At 60.9% G+C, this 18,088-nt stretch carries 21 protein-coding genes, 1 tRNA gene and 1 pseudogene; 12 read left to right on the top strand and 11 right to left on the bottom strand.

All coding sequences use genetic code 11. The features are described 5' to 3' along the window. Positions 1-37: 37 nt before the first annotated feature. From DQW91_RS06745 to DQW91_RS06735, 3 genes are all read right to left on the bottom strand, one after another. Positions 38-1,315 (bottom strand): coiled-coil domain-containing protein, encoded by a 1,278-nt coding sequence (locus DQW91_RS06745; RefSeq protein ID WP_112662808.1) that lies wholly within the window; start codon positions 1,313-1,315, stop codon positions 38-40. A gap of 108 nt (positions 1,316-1,423) precedes the next feature. Further along, on the bottom strand, positions 1,424-2,026 hold the full coding sequence (locus DQW91_RS06740) for a DUF1134 domain-containing protein (protein ID WP_112662807.1): 603 nt from the start codon (positions 2,024-2,026) through the stop codon (positions 1,424-1,426). A 186-nt stretch (positions 2,027-2,212) separates the two neighbouring features. Then, positions 2,213-3,028, bottom strand: coding sequence for a 3'(2'),5'-bisphosphate nucleotidase CysQ family protein (locus DQW91_RS06735; RefSeq protein WP_112662951.1), 816 nt, complete (start codon positions 3,026-3,028; stop codon positions 2,213-2,215). Between the two features lie 122 nt (positions 3,029-3,150). Here DQW91_RS06735 and chpT point away from each other — a divergent pair, with 122 nt between their 5' ends. Next, on the top strand, positions 3,151-3,792 hold the full coding sequence (gene chpT, locus DQW91_RS06730; protein ID WP_112662806.1) for a histidine phosphotransferase ChpT: 642 nt from the start codon (positions 3,151-3,153) through the stop codon (positions 3,790-3,792). On the opposite strand, the gene DQW91_RS06725 is transcribed toward chpT, so the two are convergent. After that, positions 3,782-4,669, bottom strand: coding sequence for a LysR substrate-binding domain-containing protein (locus DQW91_RS06725; protein ID WP_112662805.1), 888 nt, complete (start codon positions 4,667-4,669; stop codon positions 3,782-3,784). The genes chpT and DQW91_RS06725 overlap by 11 nt on opposite strands. A gap of 101 nt (positions 4,670-4,770) precedes the next feature. On the opposite strand from DQW91_RS06725, the gene DQW91_RS06720 reads away from it, so the two are divergent. Further along, positions 4,771-5,610, top strand: coding sequence for an EamA family transporter (locus tag DQW91_RS06720; protein ID WP_112662804.1), 840 nt, complete (start codon positions 4,771-4,773; stop codon positions 5,608-5,610). Positions 5,611-5,614: 4 nt separating this feature from the next. Here the strand turns inward: DQW91_RS06720 and DQW91_RS06715 are convergent, their stop codons facing one another. Further along, positions 5,615-6,052 (bottom strand): EamA family transporter, encoded by a 438-nt coding sequence (locus tag DQW91_RS06715; RefSeq protein ID WP_112662803.1) that lies wholly within the window; start codon positions 6,050-6,052, stop codon positions 5,615-5,617. A gap of 68 nt (positions 6,053-6,120) precedes the next feature. Beyond that, positions 6,121-6,819 carry a response regulator transcription factor CtrA gene (gene ctrA, locus DQW91_RS06710; protein WP_112662802.1) on the bottom strand — a complete coding sequence of 233 codons (699 nt, stop codon included), beginning with the start codon at positions 6,817-6,819 and terminating at the stop codon, positions 6,121-6,123. Positions 6,820-7,338: 519 nt separating this feature from the next. Here ctrA and fliJ point away from each other — a divergent pair. Further along, positions 7,339-7,755 carry a flagellar export protein FliJ gene (gene fliJ, locus DQW91_RS06705; protein WP_112662801.1) on the top strand — a complete coding sequence of 139 codons (417 nt, stop codon included), beginning with the start codon at positions 7,339-7,341 and terminating at the stop codon, positions 7,753-7,755. On the opposite strand, the gene DQW91_RS06700 is transcribed toward fliJ, so the two are convergent. Next, a complete protein-coding gene (locus DQW91_RS06700) occupies positions 7,752-8,513 on the bottom strand; it encodes a GNAT family N-acetyltransferase (RefSeq protein ID WP_342633212.1) in 762 nt (253 codons plus the stop codon). The genes fliJ and DQW91_RS06700 overlap by 4 nt on opposite strands. Positions 8,514-8,540: 27 nt before the next feature. Between DQW91_RS06700 and DQW91_RS06695 the strand changes: the two genes are divergently transcribed. The 4 genes from DQW91_RS06695 (at position 8,541) to DQW91_RS06680 (ending at position 11,461) form a co-directional block, all read left to right on the top strand. Beyond that, a complete protein-coding gene (locus DQW91_RS06695) occupies positions 8,541-8,924 on the top strand; it encodes a hypothetical protein (protein WP_112662800.1) in 384 nt (127 codons plus the stop codon). A 48-nt stretch (positions 8,925-8,972) separates the two neighbouring features. Further along, on the top strand, positions 8,973-9,356 hold the full coding sequence (gene copM / locus DQW91_RS06690) for a CopM family metallochaperone (RefSeq protein ID WP_112662949.1): 384 nt from the start codon (positions 8,973-8,975) through the stop codon (positions 9,354-9,356). A gap of 268 nt (positions 9,357-9,624) precedes the next feature. Beyond that, positions 9,625-10,626 (top strand): lysylphosphatidylglycerol synthase domain-containing protein, encoded by a 1,002-nt coding sequence (locus DQW91_RS06685; RefSeq protein WP_112662799.1) that lies wholly within the window; start codon positions 9,625-9,627, stop codon positions 10,624-10,626. Between the two features lie 7 nt (positions 10,627-10,633). Continuing rightward, complete coding sequence (locus tag DQW91_RS06680) at positions 10,634-11,461, top strand: class I SAM-dependent methyltransferase (RefSeq protein ID WP_112662798.1); 828 nt, start codon at positions 10,634-10,636, stop codon at positions 11,459-11,461. Between the two features lie 5 nt (positions 11,462-11,466). On the opposite strand, the pseudogene DQW91_RS16990 reads toward DQW91_RS06680, so the two are convergent. The 3 genes and pseudogenes from DQW91_RS16990 to DQW91_RS06665 all read right to left on the bottom strand — a co-directional run. Continuing rightward, positions 11,467-11,658: pseudogene (locus DQW91_RS16990) on the bottom strand (helix-turn-helix domain-containing protein); the annotation flags it as partial. 381 nt (positions 11,659-12,039) lie between these two features. Beyond that, complete coding sequence (gene sciP, locus DQW91_RS06670; protein ID WP_009763782.1) at positions 12,040-12,315, bottom strand: CtrA inhibitor SciP; 276 nt, start codon at positions 12,313-12,315, stop codon at positions 12,040-12,042. A 178-nt stretch (positions 12,316-12,493) separates the two neighbouring features. Beyond that, on the bottom strand, positions 12,494-12,712 hold the full coding sequence (locus DQW91_RS06665) for a hypothetical protein (RefSeq protein ID WP_112662796.1): 219 nt from the start codon (positions 12,710-12,712) through the stop codon (positions 12,494-12,496). Between the two features lie 165 nt (positions 12,713-12,877). On the opposite strand from DQW91_RS06665, the gene mnmA reads away from it, so the two are divergent. The 3 genes from mnmA to DQW91_RS06650 all read left to right on the top strand — a co-directional run bounded on the left by mnmA (position 12,878) and on the right by DQW91_RS06650 (position 14,930). Next, positions 12,878-14,032, top strand: a complete 1,155-nt coding sequence (gene mnmA / locus DQW91_RS06660) for a tRNA 2-thiouridine(34) synthase MnmA (RefSeq protein ID WP_112662795.1) — start codon at positions 12,878-12,880, stop codon at positions 14,030-14,032. Between the two features lie 26 nt (positions 14,033-14,058). Continuing rightward, entirely contained in the window at positions 14,059-14,700 is a 642-nt protein-coding gene (locus DQW91_RS06655) for a class I SAM-dependent methyltransferase (protein WP_112662794.1), read from the top strand. Between the two features lie 153 nt (positions 14,701-14,853). Then, a tRNA-Met gene (locus DQW91_RS06650) sits at positions 14,854-14,930 on the top strand. Positions 14,931-16,593: 1,663 nt separating this feature from the next. Here the strand turns inward: DQW91_RS06650 and DQW91_RS17345 are convergent. Next, positions 16,594-16,941, bottom strand: coding sequence for a helix-turn-helix domain-containing protein (locus DQW91_RS17345; RefSeq protein WP_112662790.1), 348 nt, complete (start codon positions 16,939-16,941; stop codon positions 16,594-16,596). A 107-nt stretch (positions 16,942-17,048) separates the two neighbouring features. Between DQW91_RS17345 and DQW91_RS06625 the strand changes: the two genes are divergently transcribed. Beyond that, positions 17,049-17,636, top strand: a complete 588-nt coding sequence (locus tag DQW91_RS06625) for a hypothetical protein (protein ID WP_157961360.1) — start codon at positions 17,049-17,051, stop codon at positions 17,634-17,636. A gap of 61 nt (positions 17,637-17,697) precedes the next feature. Continuing rightward, positions 17,698-18,072, top strand: a complete 375-nt coding sequence (locus DQW91_RS06620; RefSeq protein WP_245410928.1) for a YbhB/YbcL family Raf kinase inhibitor-like protein — start codon at positions 17,698-17,700, stop codon at positions 18,070-18,072. Positions 18,073-18,088 lie beyond the last annotated feature (16 nt).

Raw genomic sequence — 18,088 nt, 5'->3', positions numbered from 1 at the left:
CGTACGTTTGCGCCGGACTTTACTTGGCGCTCAGGCTTTACTTGGCGCTCCGGCTTTTTCGCTTGAACGGCGGTGCCTCGTTTGCTGCCGTTCTCATGATGAGGTCCGCTAGTTCCGAGATTTTGCGACGCAGCTCTTCGTTCTCGGCGTGGATGTCAACTTCTCTTGGGCTCTTGCGCAACGCTTGAAGCTCCCGATCCAGCTTGGATTGCTCTTCGCGTGCCGCGGAAAGCGCGTCTTCCAGAGCCGCTTTGTCGGCCTTCGCCTCTTCGAGCTGCATCGTGATCGAGCGATGTTCCGTTGAGTGTGCTTTCTTTTGCCGCGCAATTTCGCTTTGGAGAGATGTCGCGGAGCGCTGCAGGGCTTTCCGTTCCGCTTCAAGAGAGCGTTTCGTCTCCTCGGCCTTCATGACCGCTTGAACGAGTTCATTCGTCCGCTCGGTGACGGCGGCAAGCTTGGTTGTCAGTTCTTTTGTCTCGCTGTCCTTGCGCTCACATTCCCGCTCGAGATCGCGGATGCGGAGTTCCAGGATGGTGCCGCGCTCCTGCTCGGCTGTCAGGCTCTTCGACAATTCCTTCGCCCGCTCACGCTCTCTCTTCAATTCGTCGTATTGCGCATTCAGGGCGTGCTCGAAATCGTCGCCGCGCGCTGTGTGCGTCATCAGCCGCGTTTCGAGATCGGAGATCGTGATGCGCTTCGCGTCGAGTTCGCTCAAGGAAGCGGTGTGGCGCGCATCGAGATCGACGAAGGTGACCTCCTGCGTTTCCAGTTGATCCTGTGTTGCCGTGAGGTTTCTCGTGAGGGCGGCCGTGGAATTTCTCTCGTCCGCCAATTCGCCCTGGAGGACGGAGATCTTGTCCAGCGCGGTCTGGTGGTCGGCCTGCGAGGCCGCCAGCGCCTCGCGCGTCTGAGAGAGAATGGCGCGCGTCTCCGCAAGCTCCTGTTGCGTTGCGGCGAGGCGGTTCGAGGTCTCGTTCAGGTCGGCTTCGAGCCTCGCGATGGTCTCATCGCGTTCGGCCAGAGACGCTTCGAGCGCGTTGATGCGCACCGCATGCCTGCCGAATTCCTCCATGCTCTTGTGCTTGACGGCATGGGCTTCTTCCACCTTTCGTTCGAGACGCCGTTGCAGGACGGCGAACTCCGCGCGCAGGTGGTCCTTTTCGGCGGTCAGTTCAGGGATTGAAAGAGGGAAGAGGGCCTCGACCCGGCGGCGCGCCAGCCGCTCCGCGCGGGCATTGATGGCGGGGATGATGAGAAGCGCGATCAGGGTTGCTGCAAAGAACCCCAGCGCGAAGATCATGATGCTTTCGACCACGCGGACTTAAATCCCCAGAGTGCTCGATTGGAAAAGCTCAAGCACCCTGTCGCGGGCCCAGACGCTTTCCAGAGCGACACGGCTCCAGAAAGCTTGTTTTAGGGCAGCCTAGAAAGGATTCCAGGTCGGCTCCGTCGTGAACTTCAGGTAGCCCATGTTGACGCCGAGCCTGGCGCCGACGCCGGTGCGGATCGGCACCACCACCATTTCGTCGGCCTTGGCCGCGCTGACCCCGAAGCCGCCGATCAGATAGGCGGAGCCGTTGATGCCGACGAAGCGCCGGTAGATAGCGTCCATGTTTTGCAGGTTGTAGACGAGCATCATGGTGCGCGCGCCATCGCCGCCGACATCGAAGCCGAGGGAGGGACCCTGCCAGAAGATGCGGCGCTCACCTGCATTGCGGGTGAAGAGCTTGCCTTCGCCATAGCGCAGGCCGCCGAAGAACGCTCCGGAAGCCTCCTGCCCGAGAATATAGCCGTTCGGCTCGCCCCAGCGGCTCACGGCATCCTGAACGGCCAGCGCCAGCCCGCGAGAGGCGGAGCCGAAGAATTGGTGGCCGGATTCGACCAACTCATTCGAATTGTAGTTGTTGGGAGCGCCAGGATTGTTGGCATAGGTTCTCTGCACGGTCTGCGCCTCGGCCGAGAGCGGCAGGGCATGCAGAGCGGCGGCAAGTGAGGCCGCAAGGAAAAACTTGGTTCGCGAGCGCATGGCAATCTCCCTCGCATGAGATGGCGGAGCAGGGCTCCGGTGATGGTTTCCCGGCACGAAATGCCGGACTTGGGCGGGACTTATACCTCCATCAACCCTAACAATGTCTGTACGTCAGGGAGCTGGGCCGTTCCGTGAACTGCGGCTTAGTGGCCGATCCGGGAGAAATTGTGATGGCGATGACGCTTAGGCGGTTTTGAGAGGCAGGTGGAGCCTGGGGGCGAGCGTCGCATCGCCCAGGGCCGCAAAGGGGCCGTTGAGATAGGCTCGCTCTTCATGGCCATAAGTGAGAGGGCGATGGTCGGGGCCGATGACGCAGCCGCCGGCCCGGGTCACGATATGGTCTCCCGCCGCCGTGTCCCATTCCATCGTCGGGCCGCAGCGCACGTAGAGGTCAGCCTCGCCCTCGGCGATCAGTCCGAACTTGACCGCCGATGAGGTGGGGCGGCGCGCGCCGATGTCCAGCGAACAGAGGCAGGCCTCGGTCTCCTCGTCGCCGTGGCGGCGGCTGACGAGGGCAGTCAGGCTCGCCGGGGCGGTCCGCGCCTTGATGGGCCGCCAGCGAATCGCGCCATCGGGCTCGACGGTCGCAGCCCGCGCCATCTCGCCCGCCGCCCAGAGCCTGCTCAGCGCCGGCGCGGCAATGGCGGCTGCGGTGGGGCGATGCCCTTGGATGAGGGCGATGTTGACGCTGAACTCGTCTGTTCCGTTGATGTAGTCCTTCGTTCCGTCGAGGGGGTCGACAAGGAAGAACAACTGGTTCGCCCGGGCCTTGCTCGCGGTTTCCTCTGCGATCACGGGAATATCGGGCCAAAGTGCTTGCAAGCGTTGAATGATAAGCCGTTCGGCGGCAAGGTCCGCCGCCGTGGTCGGCGATCCGTCTTCCTTCAGGCGCGGGGCAATCGCGCCCTTTTGCATATCGCGCAGGAGGATCCCTGCCTCCAGCGCGATCTGCGCGAGGGCCAAGGCAATCGCATCCGTATCGGCGATATCGCGTTGCATGGGCTGTATGTGCCTGTTCGCGGCTTCGATGTCGATCCCCATTGCGGCTTTTCAAAGCGGGCGAGGCCTAGTATCGGAGGGCATCATTGTTTTCGCCGGAAAGCCGGCCCACTGGAGCCCCGATGGCTACGATCAATCTCGATTCCCTCGATCTCGCTGCTCTTCTCTGCTCGCGTGTTTGCCACGATGTGATTTCGCCTGTCGGAGCCATCGTGAATGGAATCGAGGTTCTTGAGGACGAGAACGACGCCTCCATGCGCGATTTCGCGCTGGAGCTGATCGGCAAGAGCGCGAAGCAGGCCTCGGCCCGTCTCCAGTTCGCGCGCCTCGCCTTTGGCGCGGCCGGCTCCGCCGGCGCATCCATCGATCTCGGCGATGCCGAGCAAGTGACACGTGGCATGTTCCAGGACGACAAGATCTCGTTCTCCTGGAGTTCGCCGCGCCTTCTCTTCCCGAAGAACCGCGTCAAGCTCCTGCTCAATCTCATCATGATCGCGGTGGGCGCCATTCCGCGCGGCGGGTCGATTGCCGTCGCGGTGACCGGCGATGCCGAGGCTTGTGAGTTCGTGCTGAAGTCCAAGGGCATGAATGCCCGCATCCCGCCTCATGCGGAGGGGCTTCTCGCCGGCGAGACGGAAACCGGCACGGTCGATGCGCACGGCATCCAGACTTACTATGCCGGCATGATCGCGAGAGCCTCCGGCATGAAGGTGGCGTTGAGCGTCGACGGCGATGAGGTCACGATCCGCGCCGTCATGGCGTAGGCGTGTTCTCGGCCTCCTGCTTGAGCCATTCGCAAAAGACCTCAGCCTTCCGATTGCGGCGCGGACGTCGCGCCGCAACATAGGCGTATTCGCTCGACACGAATCCGAAGGGAGCGACGAGCCGCCCGGCGCGGATGTCGTCGATCACCATCGGCCAGGGCGCGATGCAGGCGCCGAGCCCTCCGGTCGCGGCTTCGAGCATGTAATAGAAATGCTCGTAATCGGTGCCGCGCAGATCCGCGCTCTTCCAGCCGACCCTGGTCGCCCATTCCGTCCATGCCCCAGGACGCGTGACGGTGTGCAGAAGTGGCGCGCGCTTCAGATCCTCGATGCGCTTCAAGTGAAGCTTCTTCGCAAGGGCTGACGACAGCACCGGGCCGAAGTGCTCCTTGAATAATTCGGTGACGATCGCTTCCTCCGGCAAGGGATGATCGGCATGGCGGATCGCTACCTCATAACGCTCACGCGAGAAATCTATCGGTGCGTAGGAGGCCGACAGGCGCACCTCGATGGAGGGATGCGCGGCCTGAAAACGATGAAGCCGGGGAATGAGCCAGCGCATGCTGAATGTGCCCGTGCAGGAGACATCGAGCGCGCCTTCCTCCTCGTCCGCAACGGCGCGAACGCCCGCCTCGATCCGCTCGAAGCCTTGTGTGAGATGCGCAAGGAGTGTCCGTCCGCTCTCCGTGAGGCGTAAGGCATTCTTCGGCCCCTCGAAAAGACGGATACCCAGCATCTCCTCCAGATGACGGACGTGCCGGGAGATGGCTCCGTGCGTCACGGAAAGCTCGTCCGCCGCCTGCGTCATGCGCCCGAGGCGGCCCGCGGCCTCGAAGGCGGCAAGGGCGTTCAGGGAGGGAAGGCGACGTCTTGTCATGTGAGGAAAAGGCACATCATTTGTCAGAACATCTCGATTATCAGCGCCCGCACAAAGTGACACAAGGGCACATAGTGAGAAATTATTGTCGGGGGGCTCTGGTGAGTGTGTTCGTGTTCGTCGCCGTACTCATGGCGGCGCTGATGCATGCGGGGTGGAATGCGGTCGTCAAGGTTGGGCTCGACCGCACCTCGACCCTCCTGCTGCTGGTGCTTTCGCAAATCTTGTTGTCCGTTGTCCTTCTGCCGTTCTTTCCGCTTCCAGCCTTCACTGCGTGGCCGTGGCTGCTGGCGTCATCGGCGATCCACACGCTCTACAAGCTTCTGCTCATGCAGGCTTACCGGCATGGCGATCTCTCGCAGGTCTATCCGCTTGCGCGAGGAACGGCTCCGCTCATCGTCGCCGTCATTAGCCTTCTGATTTTGGGAGAGAACTTCACGCCCTTGAAGACGCTCGCCATCGTCTGCATTGGGCTCGGCGTATGCCTCATGTCGCTGCGGGGCGGAGCGGCGGGGCGCATGCCGCCGAAGGCTTTTGCTTTCGCTCTCGGCACCGCCTTGTGCACGGCGAGCTATACGTTGGTCGACGGGCTTGGTGCGCGCGTGTCGGGTTCGCCTTCCGGCTATATTTTCGTGACCAGCATCATCGATGGGCTTTTCACCTGCGCCGTCGTGTTCTTCATGCGCGGGCCGCAGGCGTTTGCCGCTGTCGCTCCTGCCTGGCGCAGCGGCTTCGCGGCGGGGGCGATGGCTCTGGTGTCCTACTGGGTCGTGATCTGGGCCTTCACGCAGGCGCCCATCGCGCTCGTGGCGGCCTTGCGTGAAACCAGCGTTCTCTTCGCCATTCTGATCGCGGCTTTCTTCATCAAGGAGCGCGTCGGCGCAGGCCGCATCATGGCCGCCGGCGTGATCGCGCTCGGCGTCGTGCTGATGCGGCTGTGACGGATCAGGCCCGATAGGCCACAAGCACGGCCCCTGTCGCGATCAACGCAACGCCGAGCCAGTTTGGAGCCGACAGGCGCTCGCCGAGAAAGATCACGCCGAACACGGCGACGAGAACGACGCTCAACTTGTCGATGGGCGCGACGCGGGCCGCATCGCCGAGTTTCAGCGCGCGGAAATAGCAGAGCCAGGATGCGCCCGTGGCAAGGCCGGACAGGGTGAGGAACACGTAGGTCCGCCCCGAGATCGAACCGAGCGATTGCCATTGGCCGCTCGCGGTCAGGATCGCGCCGAGCACGAGGAAAATGATCGCCGTTCGAATGAGGGTCGCGAAATCGGAGTTGATCTGCTCCACGCCGACCTTCGCGAAAATCGCCGTCAGTGCTGCAAAGGCCGCCGACAGCAACGCCCAGAACTGCCACGAGAGAAAAGCGGATCGCATTCCAACCTCCTAAAGCAAAAAAGCCCGGCGCGGGCCGGGCTCTTTTTAATCGCGCATCGTGTCGCCGATCAGGCGACGCGCTGGTCCGCCTCGGACGGTTCGCGCAGCACGTAGCCGCGGCCCCAGACGGTTTCGATGTAGTTCTTGCCTTCCGACGCGTTGGCGAGCTTCTTGCGGAGCTTGCAGATGAACACGTCGATGATCTTCAGTTCCGGCTCGTCCATGCCGCCGTAGAGATGATTGAGGAACATCTCCTTGGTGAGCGTGGTGCCCTTGCGGAGCGAGAGCAGCTCCAGCATCTGGTATTCCTTGCCCGTCAGGTGAACGCGCGAACCGCTCACTTCGACGGTCTTGGTGTCGAGGTTCACGATCAGGTCGCCGGTGGTGATGACCGACTGCGCGTGGCCCTTCGAGCGGCGCACGATGGCGTGGATGCGGGCGACGAGCTCGTCCTTATGGAACGGCTTCGTCAGATAATCGTCGGCGCCGAAGCCGAGGCCCTTCACCTTGTCCTCGATGCCGGCCATGCCGGAGAGGATCAGGATCGGCGTCTTGACCTTTGCGACACGCAAGCCGCGCAGAACCTCATATCCCGACATGTCGGGCAGATTCAGGTCGAGCAGGATGATGTCGTAATCATAGAGTTTGCCGAGGTCGATGCCCTCTTCTCCGAGATCCGTCGCATAGATATTGAAATTCTCGGATTTAAGCATCAGCTCGATGCTTTGCGCCGTTGCGCTGTCGTCTTCGATAAGAAGTACGCGCATGTTTATTCCCCAGCCTTTAGCCCTTGGGCCTTGGATTCACCAAGATTGCCGCCTCGCCACCGGGCCAGTGACGAGAGCCCTTTGGAACTGATTCGCAACGCTAATGAAGAATGGTTAACAAACACTGATTCGCGCATGCAAGCGCTTAACGAACAAAGTTCGCACCCTTGTTGTTGAAAGCTTCCGCGAGACGATTCGCAGAGTGCCATCCCATTAGCTCCTCAAAGCCGGGAAACCGTTTCCCGGCAGGGCTTTCGCCCTCATCGCGGGGAGGCTTGCCGCAAGCCTCGTCCGTGACGGCTACACTGTTAACGAAGTCGGTAAACGAATGGTTATCGGCCCCCGGCTGTGGACAAGTCCGGGTAACGAAGGGCGGTGGGGTGCGGAAAATTTTCAGCGCGAGGGGCCCCGCTCAGTAAGAAAGAGTCAACTTCCATCGGCGATGGTGGCCCTCGATCCGGTGGGTAACTGAGCGACCCATTGGTTCATCGCAGCAGCGACGTGTGGAGTATGTACAGTATGAAGTCGCGGGACACGCTCATCCGCCTCAAGCGCTTTCAGGTCGACGAAAAGCGTCGACGTGTCGCTCAGATCGAGATGATGATTGCCGAATTCGACCGCATGGCGGCCGAACTGGATCGGGAGATCGCTTCGGAAGAGCAGAAGGCCGGCATTTCCGACCCGGCTCACTTTGCCTATCCGACCTATGCCCGTGCGGCTGCTCAGCGCCGGGACAACCTGCGCCAGTCGGCGCAGAACCTTCATACGCAGCTTGACGATGCCAAGGCGGAGCTGGGTGAAGCGTTCGAGGAATTGAAGAAGGCAGAGAGCCTGGAGGATCGCGAGCGGTCCTCCGACCGGGTCGTCGAAGCGGTTCGCGATCCGGCCATGATCGGCCTTGCAAGCCAGCCGCGCGCCATGCGCGCCACGGCTTAAGCCGATTTCGTCTTCAATCGGGGTTTCGAAAGGCGCGCCGCAGGGCGCGCCTTTTTCGTTGCCGCCTTCTTCGCGGCAACCTTCTTCGTGGATGCCTTTTTCACCTGCGGCTTGCCGAGGATCGGCACCAGCGGCCCCACGTCGAGGGGCAGGAAGCCGCAAAGGCGCGGGTCGTCGGCGACTTCCACAGCGCGCTTGTAAGGCTTGAAGCCGGAGCGGATGTAGAAGGGCAGGGCGCTCGGAGAATCCAGCGTGCAGGTGTGCACGAAGAAACGCTTGATGTCCTTCGCATAGGCGCGCCGGATCGCCTCGCTCATCATGAAGCGTCCGACGCCCTTGCCGACAGCCTCCGGCACGAGGCCGAAATAGGCGAGTTCGGCCTCGCCTTTTTTCCGGAAATCGAGTTCGAGAAGGCCGAGATCCCGCGCGCCATCAGTCAGCACATAGGCCTCGACCTTCGGATGGCCGATGATGGCGAGAAGCGCGGCGTCCGAAATGACCGCGCGGCCAAACCAGAGCCACGGCTCGCCGATACGGTTGAACAGAGCGCGGTAACGCTCCACGTCGCCCTTGAGGCGCTCGAGGGAAAGCCCCTCGGGTTTCGCGGCGCGCGCAAGACGGGGACGCTCGCGCATTTCGAGATAGGTGACGATGGAGGCGACTTTGCCCAGTGGCAGGTCCGTATAGCCGTCGAGATTCAGGTGGACCGCCACTTTTGCCATGATCTGACCATCAGTATATTCGAGAACGTGTTTCACGGATGTCACGAGTGCCGGGCAAGGGCAATGGGCCAGACGAACAAACCGCTGAATGGCAGAAGGCGCGCAAACCCCTTCGTGGTGGTGCTGGCGCTCGTCTATGCCCTGGCGGGTCTTCCCCATGCCGCGATGGCGCTTTCCATGACCATGAATTGCCACCCGCAGAATGCGACGGCGCATCATGCCGAGACGGGGTATCCCGCTGCGGGTGAGGCGCACGACCACGCGCCCGCCGAGGCTGGCAAGCAGCAAGTCGTCCAGCCCTGCTGCGGCCTGTGGTGCGCGGGCGTCGTCGTTGCCGATGTGCGGGCGGTGGAACCCGTGATGTTCGTTCGGCCTGTTCCCGTCATCCCGAGCGGGTTCTCGTCCCGCACGATGGAGCCTGAGCCACGGCCGCCGCGTCTTGTTTGAATTTCGTTGAACCTGAAAACTTTCACGAAAATCATCAAGGACAATCAGATGAAAACTATCTCGCTCATCGCCGCGGGCTTCGCACTCGCGCTCGCCGGTGCGGCCCAGGCACAGGCGCCGGGTTCCCATTCCGGCCACACCATGCCGATGCCGGCGGCTTCGTCCGCGGCCAAGGCCAGCCCCTCCACGGCGGCTTATGAGGCCTCTCAGGCCCGCATGCACAAGGACATGGCGATCCCCTATACGGGCGATGCCGATGTGGACTTCGCGCGCGGCATGATTCCCCATCACCAGGGCGCCATCGACATGGCGAAGATCGTTCTGCAGTACGGCAAGGATCCGGAGATCCGTAAGCTGGCCCAGGACGTCGTCGGCGCCCAGGAGAAGGAAATCGCCTTCCTCAAGGAATGGCTGAAGAAGAACGGGCACTGATCCCGTTTAGAGCATGATCAGAACAAGTGGACACCGGTTGTTCGCCCTGATCACGTGACAATAAAAGAAACTTGAGGCTGATCGTGTTTCAAAGAAACATGGCCAGCCTCCAGGGCGCGCCGGGCTCGATCCCGGCGCGTTCCCCACATGAAAAGCGCCTCCCGAACGCGCCGGGCCTTGTGTCGCAGCGCAAATGCCGGTCCCCCCTTGCGGAGCAAGGTGTTGTGGGGCACAGAAGAAGAAACGGGGGAGCAGCCTGGCCGCATCGATGAAAAATGTGCGTGAGTATATGTGGCCTCTCATCGGGCTTGCGGCGGTCGTTGTCTCCGGGTGGCTTCTCTACAAAGAGCTTCGCGGCATTTCCCTCGATGACGTCTGGGGCAGCCTGACGGCGGTGCCGGCGCACCGTTATGTGCTGGCGGGCCTCTCGACTCTCGTCGCCTATGCCGCCCTTGCCTGGTATGACCGGATCGCGCTGCTCCATCTCGGCGTCAGGCACATTTCCTGGCTCTTCGTCTCCGTTACGTCGTTCACGACCTATGCGCTTTCCCACAATATCGGCGCATCGGTGTTCTCCGGCGCGCTGGTGCGTTACCGGGCCTATTCCTCCAAGGGGCTGAGCGCTGCCCAGATCGCCGTGCTCGTCGCCCTCTGCTCCTTCACCTTCGGCCTCGGCACGATCCTGCTCGGCGGCCTGACCCTCACCATCGACCCGACGCTTCTGCACCGGCTCGAAGGCCATGTGCATCCTACCCTCGCCAATCCGCTCACGGCGCGCATCGTCGGATGCATTCTCCTCGGGCTCGTGGCGCTCTACGTGGTGGGGTCCATCCTCCACCTGCCGCCGCTCTCGATCCGCTCGGCAAAGCTCGAATATCCGCGCCCCGGGATCATGGTGCGCCAGCTCATCGCCGCGCCGCTCGAATTGCTGGGGGCCGCCGGCATCATCTACTTCATCCTGCCGTCGCATCTGGAGCCGAGCTTCCTGGTCGTGCTCGCCGTGTTTCTTGCCTCGTTCTCGGCTGCCCTCATCAGCCACGCTCCGGGCGGGCTTGGCGTGTTCGAGCTCGTGTTTCTCGCGGCGATGCCGGATATTCCGCAGGCTGATATCCTTGCCGCTCTCATCGTCTTCCGCCTGTTCTACCTGCTCATTCCCTTCGCGCTCTCGCTGGTTGTGATCCTCATCTTCGAGCGCTCGCGCCTCACCCAGACCTGGAGAAAGCGCGGCTCGGAAAATGACCCGGTGCCGCCGACCCCGCCGCTGATCTAGGCTGCCGATGCGGATTTTCTGGCGAAGGCTCGGGTTCGGTCTCTCCACGCTCCTCGGCGTGAAGGCCCGGGGCTTCTTCATCCCCTACCGCTATGCCGATAGCGTGAAGGAGGCGGACTATCCCGCCTTGCGTCCGCTCTTCGAGACGGCACTGCCGCGCTTTCACGATCTGCTGGAGGCGATCGAGAGCCATGCCGTCGACCTTGAACGGATCGCGAGCGGGCAAACGCCCGCGCGGTTCGATCAGGATTGGTTCCCAAGGCTCGATGCCGCCGCCGCTTATGCGCTGGTGCGTCGGGTCAAGCCGCGCCGGATCGTGGAGATCGGTTCCGGCCATTCCACGCGCTTCATGGCGCAGGCCGTGGCCGATGGCGCGCTCCCGACCGAAATCACCTGCATCGATCCCGCGCCGCGCGCAACGCTCAGCCGGCTGAACGTGAAGCACCTTCCGCATCTGCTGCGGGATGCGGATGCGGCGATTTTCGCGACGCTTCAGGCGGGCGATATCCTGTTCATCGATTCAAGCCACATCGCCATGCCGGGCACCGATGTGGACCGCCTTTTTCTCGATGTCCTGCCGCGCCTCGCCTCAGGCGTTCTGGTGCATGTGCACGACATCACCCTGCCGGATGCTTATCCTCCGGCATGGGAATGGCGCGCCTATAACGAGCAGCTTCTCGTCGGCGCGTTGCTGCAGGGCGGTGGTTACGAGCTTCTTTTCGCGAGCCATTTCACGGCGCAAACGCTCCATTCCGCGCTTCAAACGGGCATGCTGTCGCGGTTGCCGCTGGCGAAGGGCGCTTTCGAAACGAGCCTCTGGCTGTCGAAGCGTTGAGACCTTCAGCCGACGAAGTGAGCCCGGCTCGGCTGCGGCACGGCGATGCCCGCATTCATGTATTCATTGAGCTTGTTGCGCAGGGTGCGCACGGAGATGCCTAAGATCCTCGCGGCATGGGTCCGGTTGCCGAGGCAATGCTCAAGCGTCATCAGGATCAGATGGCGTTCCACATCGGCGATGGTCTGGCCGATCAGGTCGGCGCTGGGCCGCACCGGCTCGACGAAATCGAAGAGATCCGGAATGTGACCGCCGGACATCGGCAGCTGCTGATGATGCGGAGTCGGTTGGAATGAAACTGCGTCCACGGCCATGCCTGTCTTTGAGTGCTGCGCGATCCCGGATTGGTCGCACAACAGGCTTGCCTCAACATGGTTAGCATTCCCTTAACGGGAGGCTTTAGGGCATTTTCCGACGAAGTGGATGCCGGTTTCGTCGAAAGAAAATGCGTCGCAACAAGGATATGGAGCGTCCGGTCTGGTGCAATCAGATCGGGCGCTCCAGCCGGAGCCTTCGCCCCAAAACGAAAAGCGCCGCCTTTCGGGCGACGCTTTTGAAATCGAGGTCCGTAAGGACGCTTACTGACGGTATTGCTGGATGCGCGTGGTGCGCAGCCCGGCGAGCCCGTGCTGGTCGATGGACATCTGCCAGCTCAGGAATTCTTCCGTGGTCAGGGTATAGCGCTGGCAGGCTTCCTCCAGGCTCAGCAGCCCTCCGCGCACGGCGGCGACCACTTCGGCCTTGCGGCGGATCACCCAGCGACGGGTGGAAGAGGGGGGAAGATCTGCAATCGTCAGCGGACTTCCGTCGGGCCCGATGACATACTTGACCCTCGGGCGGTGGGGTTCGGTCATGATACGCTCACACAAAAATTCAACGACCTCGTTGACCTGCAAGCTAGGACATGCCGCTTAATGTTTTCCTAAACGCGAGGAACCCCTTCGCAAAGAAGCCTCGATTTGGCCGCATTGGTTAACGCCCCCTGAAAAGGACGAACCGGCGATGAGCTGTTTTGGCTGAAATCAGCCAGTTTTACAGCCCGGGGCTGGCGATGCTCTCGCTCATATAAGGCCGCCCGGCATCGGTGAGGACGCGGTCGAGCGCCTCGATGGCTTCGAGAATGCGGGTCAATTCGTCCGCCATCTCGACGGAGGGCAGGGGAGCCGCCGCGATCTGGCGGGCGATATCCCTTCGGCGTTTCACGAGGTTTTCCCGCGCGGCGACCAGTTCCTCGATTTCGTCGGATGTCATTGTCATCGTCCAAAGAAGGCTCGGGCAGAGCCTTATTCTCCATTTTAGGCCCTTTTGGGCCGGGCTCCACATCTGGAACATCGTGGCCGCAATCGCTATAAAGAGGTTCGTACCAGATTTGGCCCCTCCTGTGCGCCGCCTTGAACGTCGCCTCCGGATGGAATGATGCTCAACTCCCTCGGTCTTCCCAAGGACCCGTCCCAGACCCGGGTCGTCGTCGCCATGTCGGGCGGCGTGGATTCCTCCGTCGTCGCCGCTCTGCTGAAGCGGGAAGGCTATGACGTGCTCGGCATCACGCTGCAACTTTACGATCAGGGCGAAGCCGCTCATCGCAAGGGCGCCTGCTGCGCCGGCCAGGACATCTACGATGCCCGCCGCGTCGCCGAGGCCATCGGCATTCCGCATTACGTGCTCGATTACGAGGCCCGCTTCCGCGAGGCGGTGATCGACCGCTTCACCCAGAGCTACCTGAATGGCGAGACGCCGATTCCGTGCGTCGAGTGCAACCGCTCGATCAAGTTCCGGGATCTTCTGGAGACGGCCAAGGATCTGGGCGCGGACATCCTCGCGACCGGCCATTATGTCGCCAGCCGCCGCCTGCCCGATGGCCGCCGCGCGCTTCACCGCGCCGCCGATCCCGACCGGGACCAGAGCTATTTCCTTTATGCCACAACGGCGGAGCAGCTCGACCTGCTGCGCTTCCCCTTGGGCGAGCTGCCCAAGGACGACACCCGCGCCCTTGCCCGCGAATTCGGCCTGACCGTCGCCGACAAGGCGGACAGCCAGGACATCTGCTTCGTCACGCAGGGGCGCTACAGCGATATCATCGAGCGCCTGAAGCCCGGCGCGGCGCAGGGCGGCGAGATCGTGCATGTGGACGGGCGCGTGCTCGGACGGCACGAGGGCATCATCCATTACACGGTGGGTCAGCGGCGAGGGCTCGGCCTTTCCGTCGGCGAACCGCTCTACGTGGTGCGGCTCGACGCCGCTTCGGCCCGCGTCGTGGTGGGGCCGAAGGAGGCGCTCGCCACCCGCCAGATCCGCATCACCGACATCAACTGGCTGGGCGACAAGCCCCTGGAGGCCATCGGCGAGGCCGGGATGGAGATCGCGGTCCGCGTCCGCTCCACCCGCGAGCCGCGTCCGGCCCTGCTGCGCGTCACCCCGGCAGGGGCGATTGTCGAGCTGTTTTCGGCAGAGGACGGGGTGTCACCCGGTCAAGCTTGTGTCATCTATGAGAGCGATGATCCTCGGGCCCGTGTGCTCGGGGGCGGCACAATCGCTCGTTCCCAGGCCGAGGCTACACCTGCCGCAGCCTGAGACGTTCTGACCTTCGAAGGATTTCCATGACGGATGGACCGACCACGGCCCTGATGCAAAAGGCCTATGCCCGCTGGGCCCCCATCTACGACGTCGTCTACGACAAGCTGACCGCACCGACCGCCCGCGCGGCGGTGGAGGCCTGCGTGGCATGCGGGCCGCGCATCCTCGAGGTCGGCGTCGGAACCGGCCTGGCCCTCGGCTACTACCCGAAGACCGCTGAGGTTTATGGAATCGACCTGTCGGAAGCCATGCTGCGCAGGGCCAAGGCCAAGGTCGAGAAGAAGGGCCTTAGCCACGTCAAGAGCCTGCAGGTCATGGATGCGACCCGGCTCGGCTTTCCCGATGAAATGTTCGACGCGGTCACGGCCCAGTTCATCATTACCCTTGTGCCCGAGCCCGAGGCGGCGCTCTCCGAGTTCGCCCGCGTGCTGAAGCCTGGCGGGGAAATCGTTCTCGCCAACCATTTCGGGCAGCCCTCCGGCCCCATCGCGGCGTTTGAGGAACTGGCCTCCCCCCTCGTCAAGGCCATCGGCTGGAGCTCGGCCTTCAAGGCCGAACGGGTGGAGGCCTGGGCGCGGACCACGGGGCGCATGGAAGTCGTTGAACTGCGCCCGCTCTTCCCCTTCGGCTTCTTCAAGCTCATGCGCCTGCGCAAGAGGGCTTGAGCGTAGCGGTAGGCCCGGGCGAGGGCTCTCCGACAAGCACGGCGGCGGGCTCATGCCGATTTTGCCTGAATGACGCGCACAGTCATTCTTGACACCGGCGGGCAACCTTCCCTATATCGCCCAAGCCTGATGCGGGGTGACTCCCGGTCCTGGGGCGGAGTAGCTCAGTTGGTCAGAGCAGAGGAATCATAATCCTTGTGTCGGGAGTTCAAATCTCTCCTCCGCTACCACCTCAAACCCACTATCCCAGAACCCTTGTTCACCTTCCGAGTGAAGAGCGGGAAATCCCGCCGCTAGGCTCGACGCATCCCGAAATGTGGTGGGACGGTGTGGTTCCCGTTCAAAAAGAGACCTTTATTGAGGAGAGGGCTCTTCAAGCTCAATCTCTGGCGGTGTTCTTGCAACGATCTCAATGCAGTCGTCATCGGTCGCGATCACGAAGGACCAGCCATCTTGAGTTCCAAGGAAGGATAGGGGGCTCTCCTCCGACCAGAGATGGTTTCTCACGCGGAAGGTCGTTTGCCCCGGTCGCCCTCCGAGTTCTTTCGTCTTTTGCCAAAGTTGTATAAGGCCGTGCTCATCGAGCACACGGAAGGCGGACACCTCCTTAAAGCTAAGCCGGTAGGTGGAAGCCTCTTCGTGGACATGTACTCGTATGACGAGTTCCGCCGGGTGAATTGCTTCTGAGAGAGGTCGATTTGGGGAGGGCTCCCTGCCCTCTGACCAGAGCCGAGTTCGACCAAACGCAACTTCAAGAACTGAAACATGAGAGTTCTCGAAAGGCGTTTGCCATGCTGAGAACTCGAATGCTCCATTACCGAACAGATGGAGAGTCACGGTAATTTTCGGGACCAATGTACCAAGGAATAATATAGGGCAGCCACTATGCGGCCTCCCATAAGGCGGCAATGAACCGACATGCACTTTCTATGTCGTTCATTCGTCGTGTATTCGAGTCTGGCGCTTGAAAAACCTCTCCGTGTTGGATGTCGATGGACATGCATAAGCGGTTTGCTGCCTGTCGGTTTGAAGGCAGATTTTGGTCCGCGTGTAGCCTCGCTAGGGTTGCGACGTGGAGGCCCATTTCACGGCGTCGATTCCGAGCCATGTCAGTATCAGCGTCATCTTGAGTCATCCGCAAGACGGCGGCTCCAAACTGCTCCTTCCCTCGATTAGAGGCCAGAACAAGCAGGTCTGCGCGGACAGATACTTCAACCCCTGCAAGCGTCAGCTTTGCTTGCGTATTAGGTGCTGGCGAGAAATCGAAATTGCCAAGGACGTTGGACATCCTCTGGATCGCATGGAGCACTTCGATGGAGTTACGGGCATCATCTTGGCGCAGGGCCGATACTGAACTGTCAGACGCCCGTTGAACTAGTAATTCTTCGGTTGCCAGCAAAGGATTCAGGCGGCGGTTGGAGTCTGCTAAATAGATACAGATCGGCTGCCGAACGTCTCGGTAACGAATAATTGGTGGTTTTATGGGATTTTTAGCCCTTCTGACGATTGCCAATCTGGCTGTGTCCGAAGATACCATGAACTGCGCTAGATCGTTTGCCGATATACGTGGTGATGACCGTTGAATAGTTGGGGTACGGGCCATGGACGAGATACTCGCAAGCGTTGAAATTGGGCCTGGACAGAGCGTACATATAGCTACGCTTTCACGTCAAACCCTACAAGAGTCCGGTGTCGAACACCTTGGTTTTAATGGGTATTTTCTGTTTGAAGCCAATGACACGCCAGAGTTGAAGGGAATTCATGTTCTTGGGAAGGTGTCGTCGTTCGAGGCCGCTCTCAAACTTATAGAACTATGGAATTTTCGGCCTGTGGCAGCTTAATGATCAAGAAATGGGGGCAGACTACAAGTCTACTCACCGTGTGTTAGATAAGTCATCGAGCATTCGTTGCTCTGCGCTTCAAAACTTCAATTATCTCTAGAGCAAGCTCTAGCTCGGAATTATTCAGCGTACGTATTAGCGCAATTGCTCGTGTCTCAATCTCCACCCTTCTTGACTTCGCTTGAGGTTCCTCACCTACGAGGTCGGAAAGAGGGATACTCAGTGCCCCTCCAATCAGGCCAAGTGTGTCTAAGGGTGCGAGGCTAGCTCCTCGCTCTATATTGCCGAGAGCTTCAGGTGTTCGGCTTATAAGGGCCGCCAACTGCTCTCGTGACATCCCTGCCACTTCACGTGCTATCCGAATTCGAGTGCCGATAAGGGTTTTAAGATCGCTGACCATGCTCCTGAAAGTGCGAGGTACAGCGCGGTCTTGCCATGAAGTTTGACTTTTAATGAAATGCAATTACAGAAGTTAAACTTCTTGATCTTAAGTTTGGGGGGCAAGGCATGGAAACTTCAGCCATAGCAGAGACAAGCGGTCTTTCCATGATCCTGTGGCCAGCGGGGGTCGCTATCTTCCTGCTTATCGTATTGGGGGCCGGTTCACGGTTTGTAGTTTTCAGCGACAAGAGCGACCTACTTTGGACGGCAGGAATCGTTCTCTTCCCCATCGCTACCATCATTGTCGCTGGCATTGGCTTCGCTACGATCACCCCACCGCTTGGGGAGGGCATGAAGCTGGGTGACGTGACGTTCCCAATGCTGGTGACGACCTACCTATTTCCCACCATCGTGTGTTGCGTCACGTCCCTTCTCTTCCTCAGAAGCGTGTTCATCACGATTGTCGGCACGATCATGAATAACGGACTGCTAGCCGGCCTGTTCATTGTGGCCCTAAAGTTGACCGCGATTGTTCCCATCCTCATCGCGGCGATAGGCGGCTGTTGGTTGTATTTTGACTCAGCAAACGATGTGCGCCGCAACTGGCCTATCTTTCTCGTCTTAGGCTTCTTCGTCTGGCTGGCTTCAAGAATGATCAACGGCGAGCGCGTCATGGAACGCCGAATGCTCATCAGTCAGACCGCTGAAGCGTAAAGCCGCAGCACGTCTTGTTCACGGCAATCCTGCCGCTTTCCTGCAACCTAATGGGGGTACCATGAAAGCCATTTTGATATCGGGAGTCCTCGCTATCGGACTCACTACAGGCGCACACGCGATGAGCGTGAGTGTTGATTGGAAAGGAACTTCAGAGTGCTTTGACACTGAATCTCCAATTTTCAGGCTCAAAGATGTTCCAAAGAAAGCCGTCAAGCTGCGCCTCAACATGATCGATTTAGATGCGCCGAACTATCCCCACGGTGGTGGAGAGGTCGCTTACAAGGGGCAAGCACAGTTGCCAAAGGCAGCCTTCCGCTACACGGGTCCGTGCCCTCCTGGTGTTCACAGCTACCAATGGTCGGTCGAAGCACTGGACGCTTCTGGCCAGCTTATAGACGCTGCAAAGGTCGTTGCACCTTTCCCGCTGAAATAGATTTTGAGAGGGCATG

The sequence above is a fragment of the Microvirga flavescens genome, from assembly GCF_003290125.1.
Classification (GTDB): domain Bacteria; phylum Pseudomonadota; class Alphaproteobacteria; order Rhizobiales; family Beijerinckiaceae; genus Microvirga; species Microvirga flavescens.
This window is presented reverse-complemented; position numbering and strand designations above follow the sequence as displayed.

Coding starts and splice junctions, on each gene's coding strand:
- DQW91_RS06735 (WP_112662951.1), bottom strand. CDS start 3,028: ATGCAACGCGATATCGCCGATACGGATGCGATTGCCTTGGCCCTCGCG.
- sciP (WP_009763782.1), bottom strand. CDS start 12,315: ATGACCGAACCCCACCGCCCGAGGGTCAAGTATGTCATCGGGCCCGAC.
- copM (WP_112662949.1), top strand. CDS start 8,973: ATGAAAACTATCTCGCTCATCGCCGCGGGCTTCGCACTCGCGCTCGCC.
- DQW91_RS06620 (WP_245410928.1), top strand. CDS start 17,698: ATGAAAGCCATTTTGATATCGGGAGTCCTCGCTATCGGACTCACTACA.
- DQW91_RS06715 (WP_112662803.1), bottom strand. CDS start 6,052: ATGCGATCCGCTTTTCTCTCGTGGCAGTTCTGGGCGTTGCTGTCGGCG.
- mnmA (WP_112662795.1), top strand. CDS start 12,878: ATGCTCAACTCCCTCGGTCTTCCCAAGGACCCGTCCCAGACCCGGGTC.
- DQW91_RS06725 (WP_112662805.1), bottom strand. CDS start 4,669: ATGACAAGACGTCGCCTTCCCTCCCTGAACGCCCTTGCCGCCTTCGAG.
- DQW91_RS06685 (WP_112662799.1), top strand. CDS start 9,625: ATGAAAAATGTGCGTGAGTATATGTGGCCTCTCATCGGGCTTGCGGCG.
- ctrA (WP_112662802.1), bottom strand. CDS start 6,819: ATGCGCGTACTTCTTATCGAAGACGACAGCGCAACGGCGCAAAGCATC.
- DQW91_RS06680 (WP_112662798.1), top strand. CDS start 10,634: ATGCGGATTTTCTGGCGAAGGCTCGGGTTCGGTCTCTCCACGCTCCTC.
- fliJ (WP_112662801.1), top strand. CDS start 7,339: ATGAAGTCGCGGGACACGCTCATCCGCCTCAAGCGCTTTCAGGTCGAC.
- DQW91_RS17345 (WP_112662790.1), bottom strand. CDS start 16,941: ATGGTCAGCGATCTTAAAACCCTTATCGGCACTCGAATTCGGATAGCA.
- DQW91_RS06625 (WP_157961360.1), top strand. CDS start 17,049: ATGGAAACTTCAGCCATAGCAGAGACAAGCGGTCTTTCCATGATCCTG.
- DQW91_RS06655 (WP_112662794.1), top strand. CDS start 14,059: ATGACGGATGGACCGACCACGGCCCTGATGCAAAAGGCCTATGCCCGC.
- DQW91_RS06695 (WP_112662800.1), top strand. CDS start 8,541: ATGGGCCAGACGAACAAACCGCTGAATGGCAGAAGGCGCGCAAACCCC.
- DQW91_RS06665 (WP_112662796.1), bottom strand. CDS start 12,712: ATGACATCCGACGAAATCGAGGAACTGGTCGCCGCGCGGGAAAACCTC.
- DQW91_RS06740 (WP_112662807.1), bottom strand. CDS start 2,026: ATGCGCTCGCGAACCAAGTTTTTCCTTGCGGCCTCACTTGCCGCCGCT.
- chpT (WP_112662806.1), top strand. CDS start 3,151: ATGGCTACGATCAATCTCGATTCCCTCGATCTCGCTGCTCTTCTCTGC.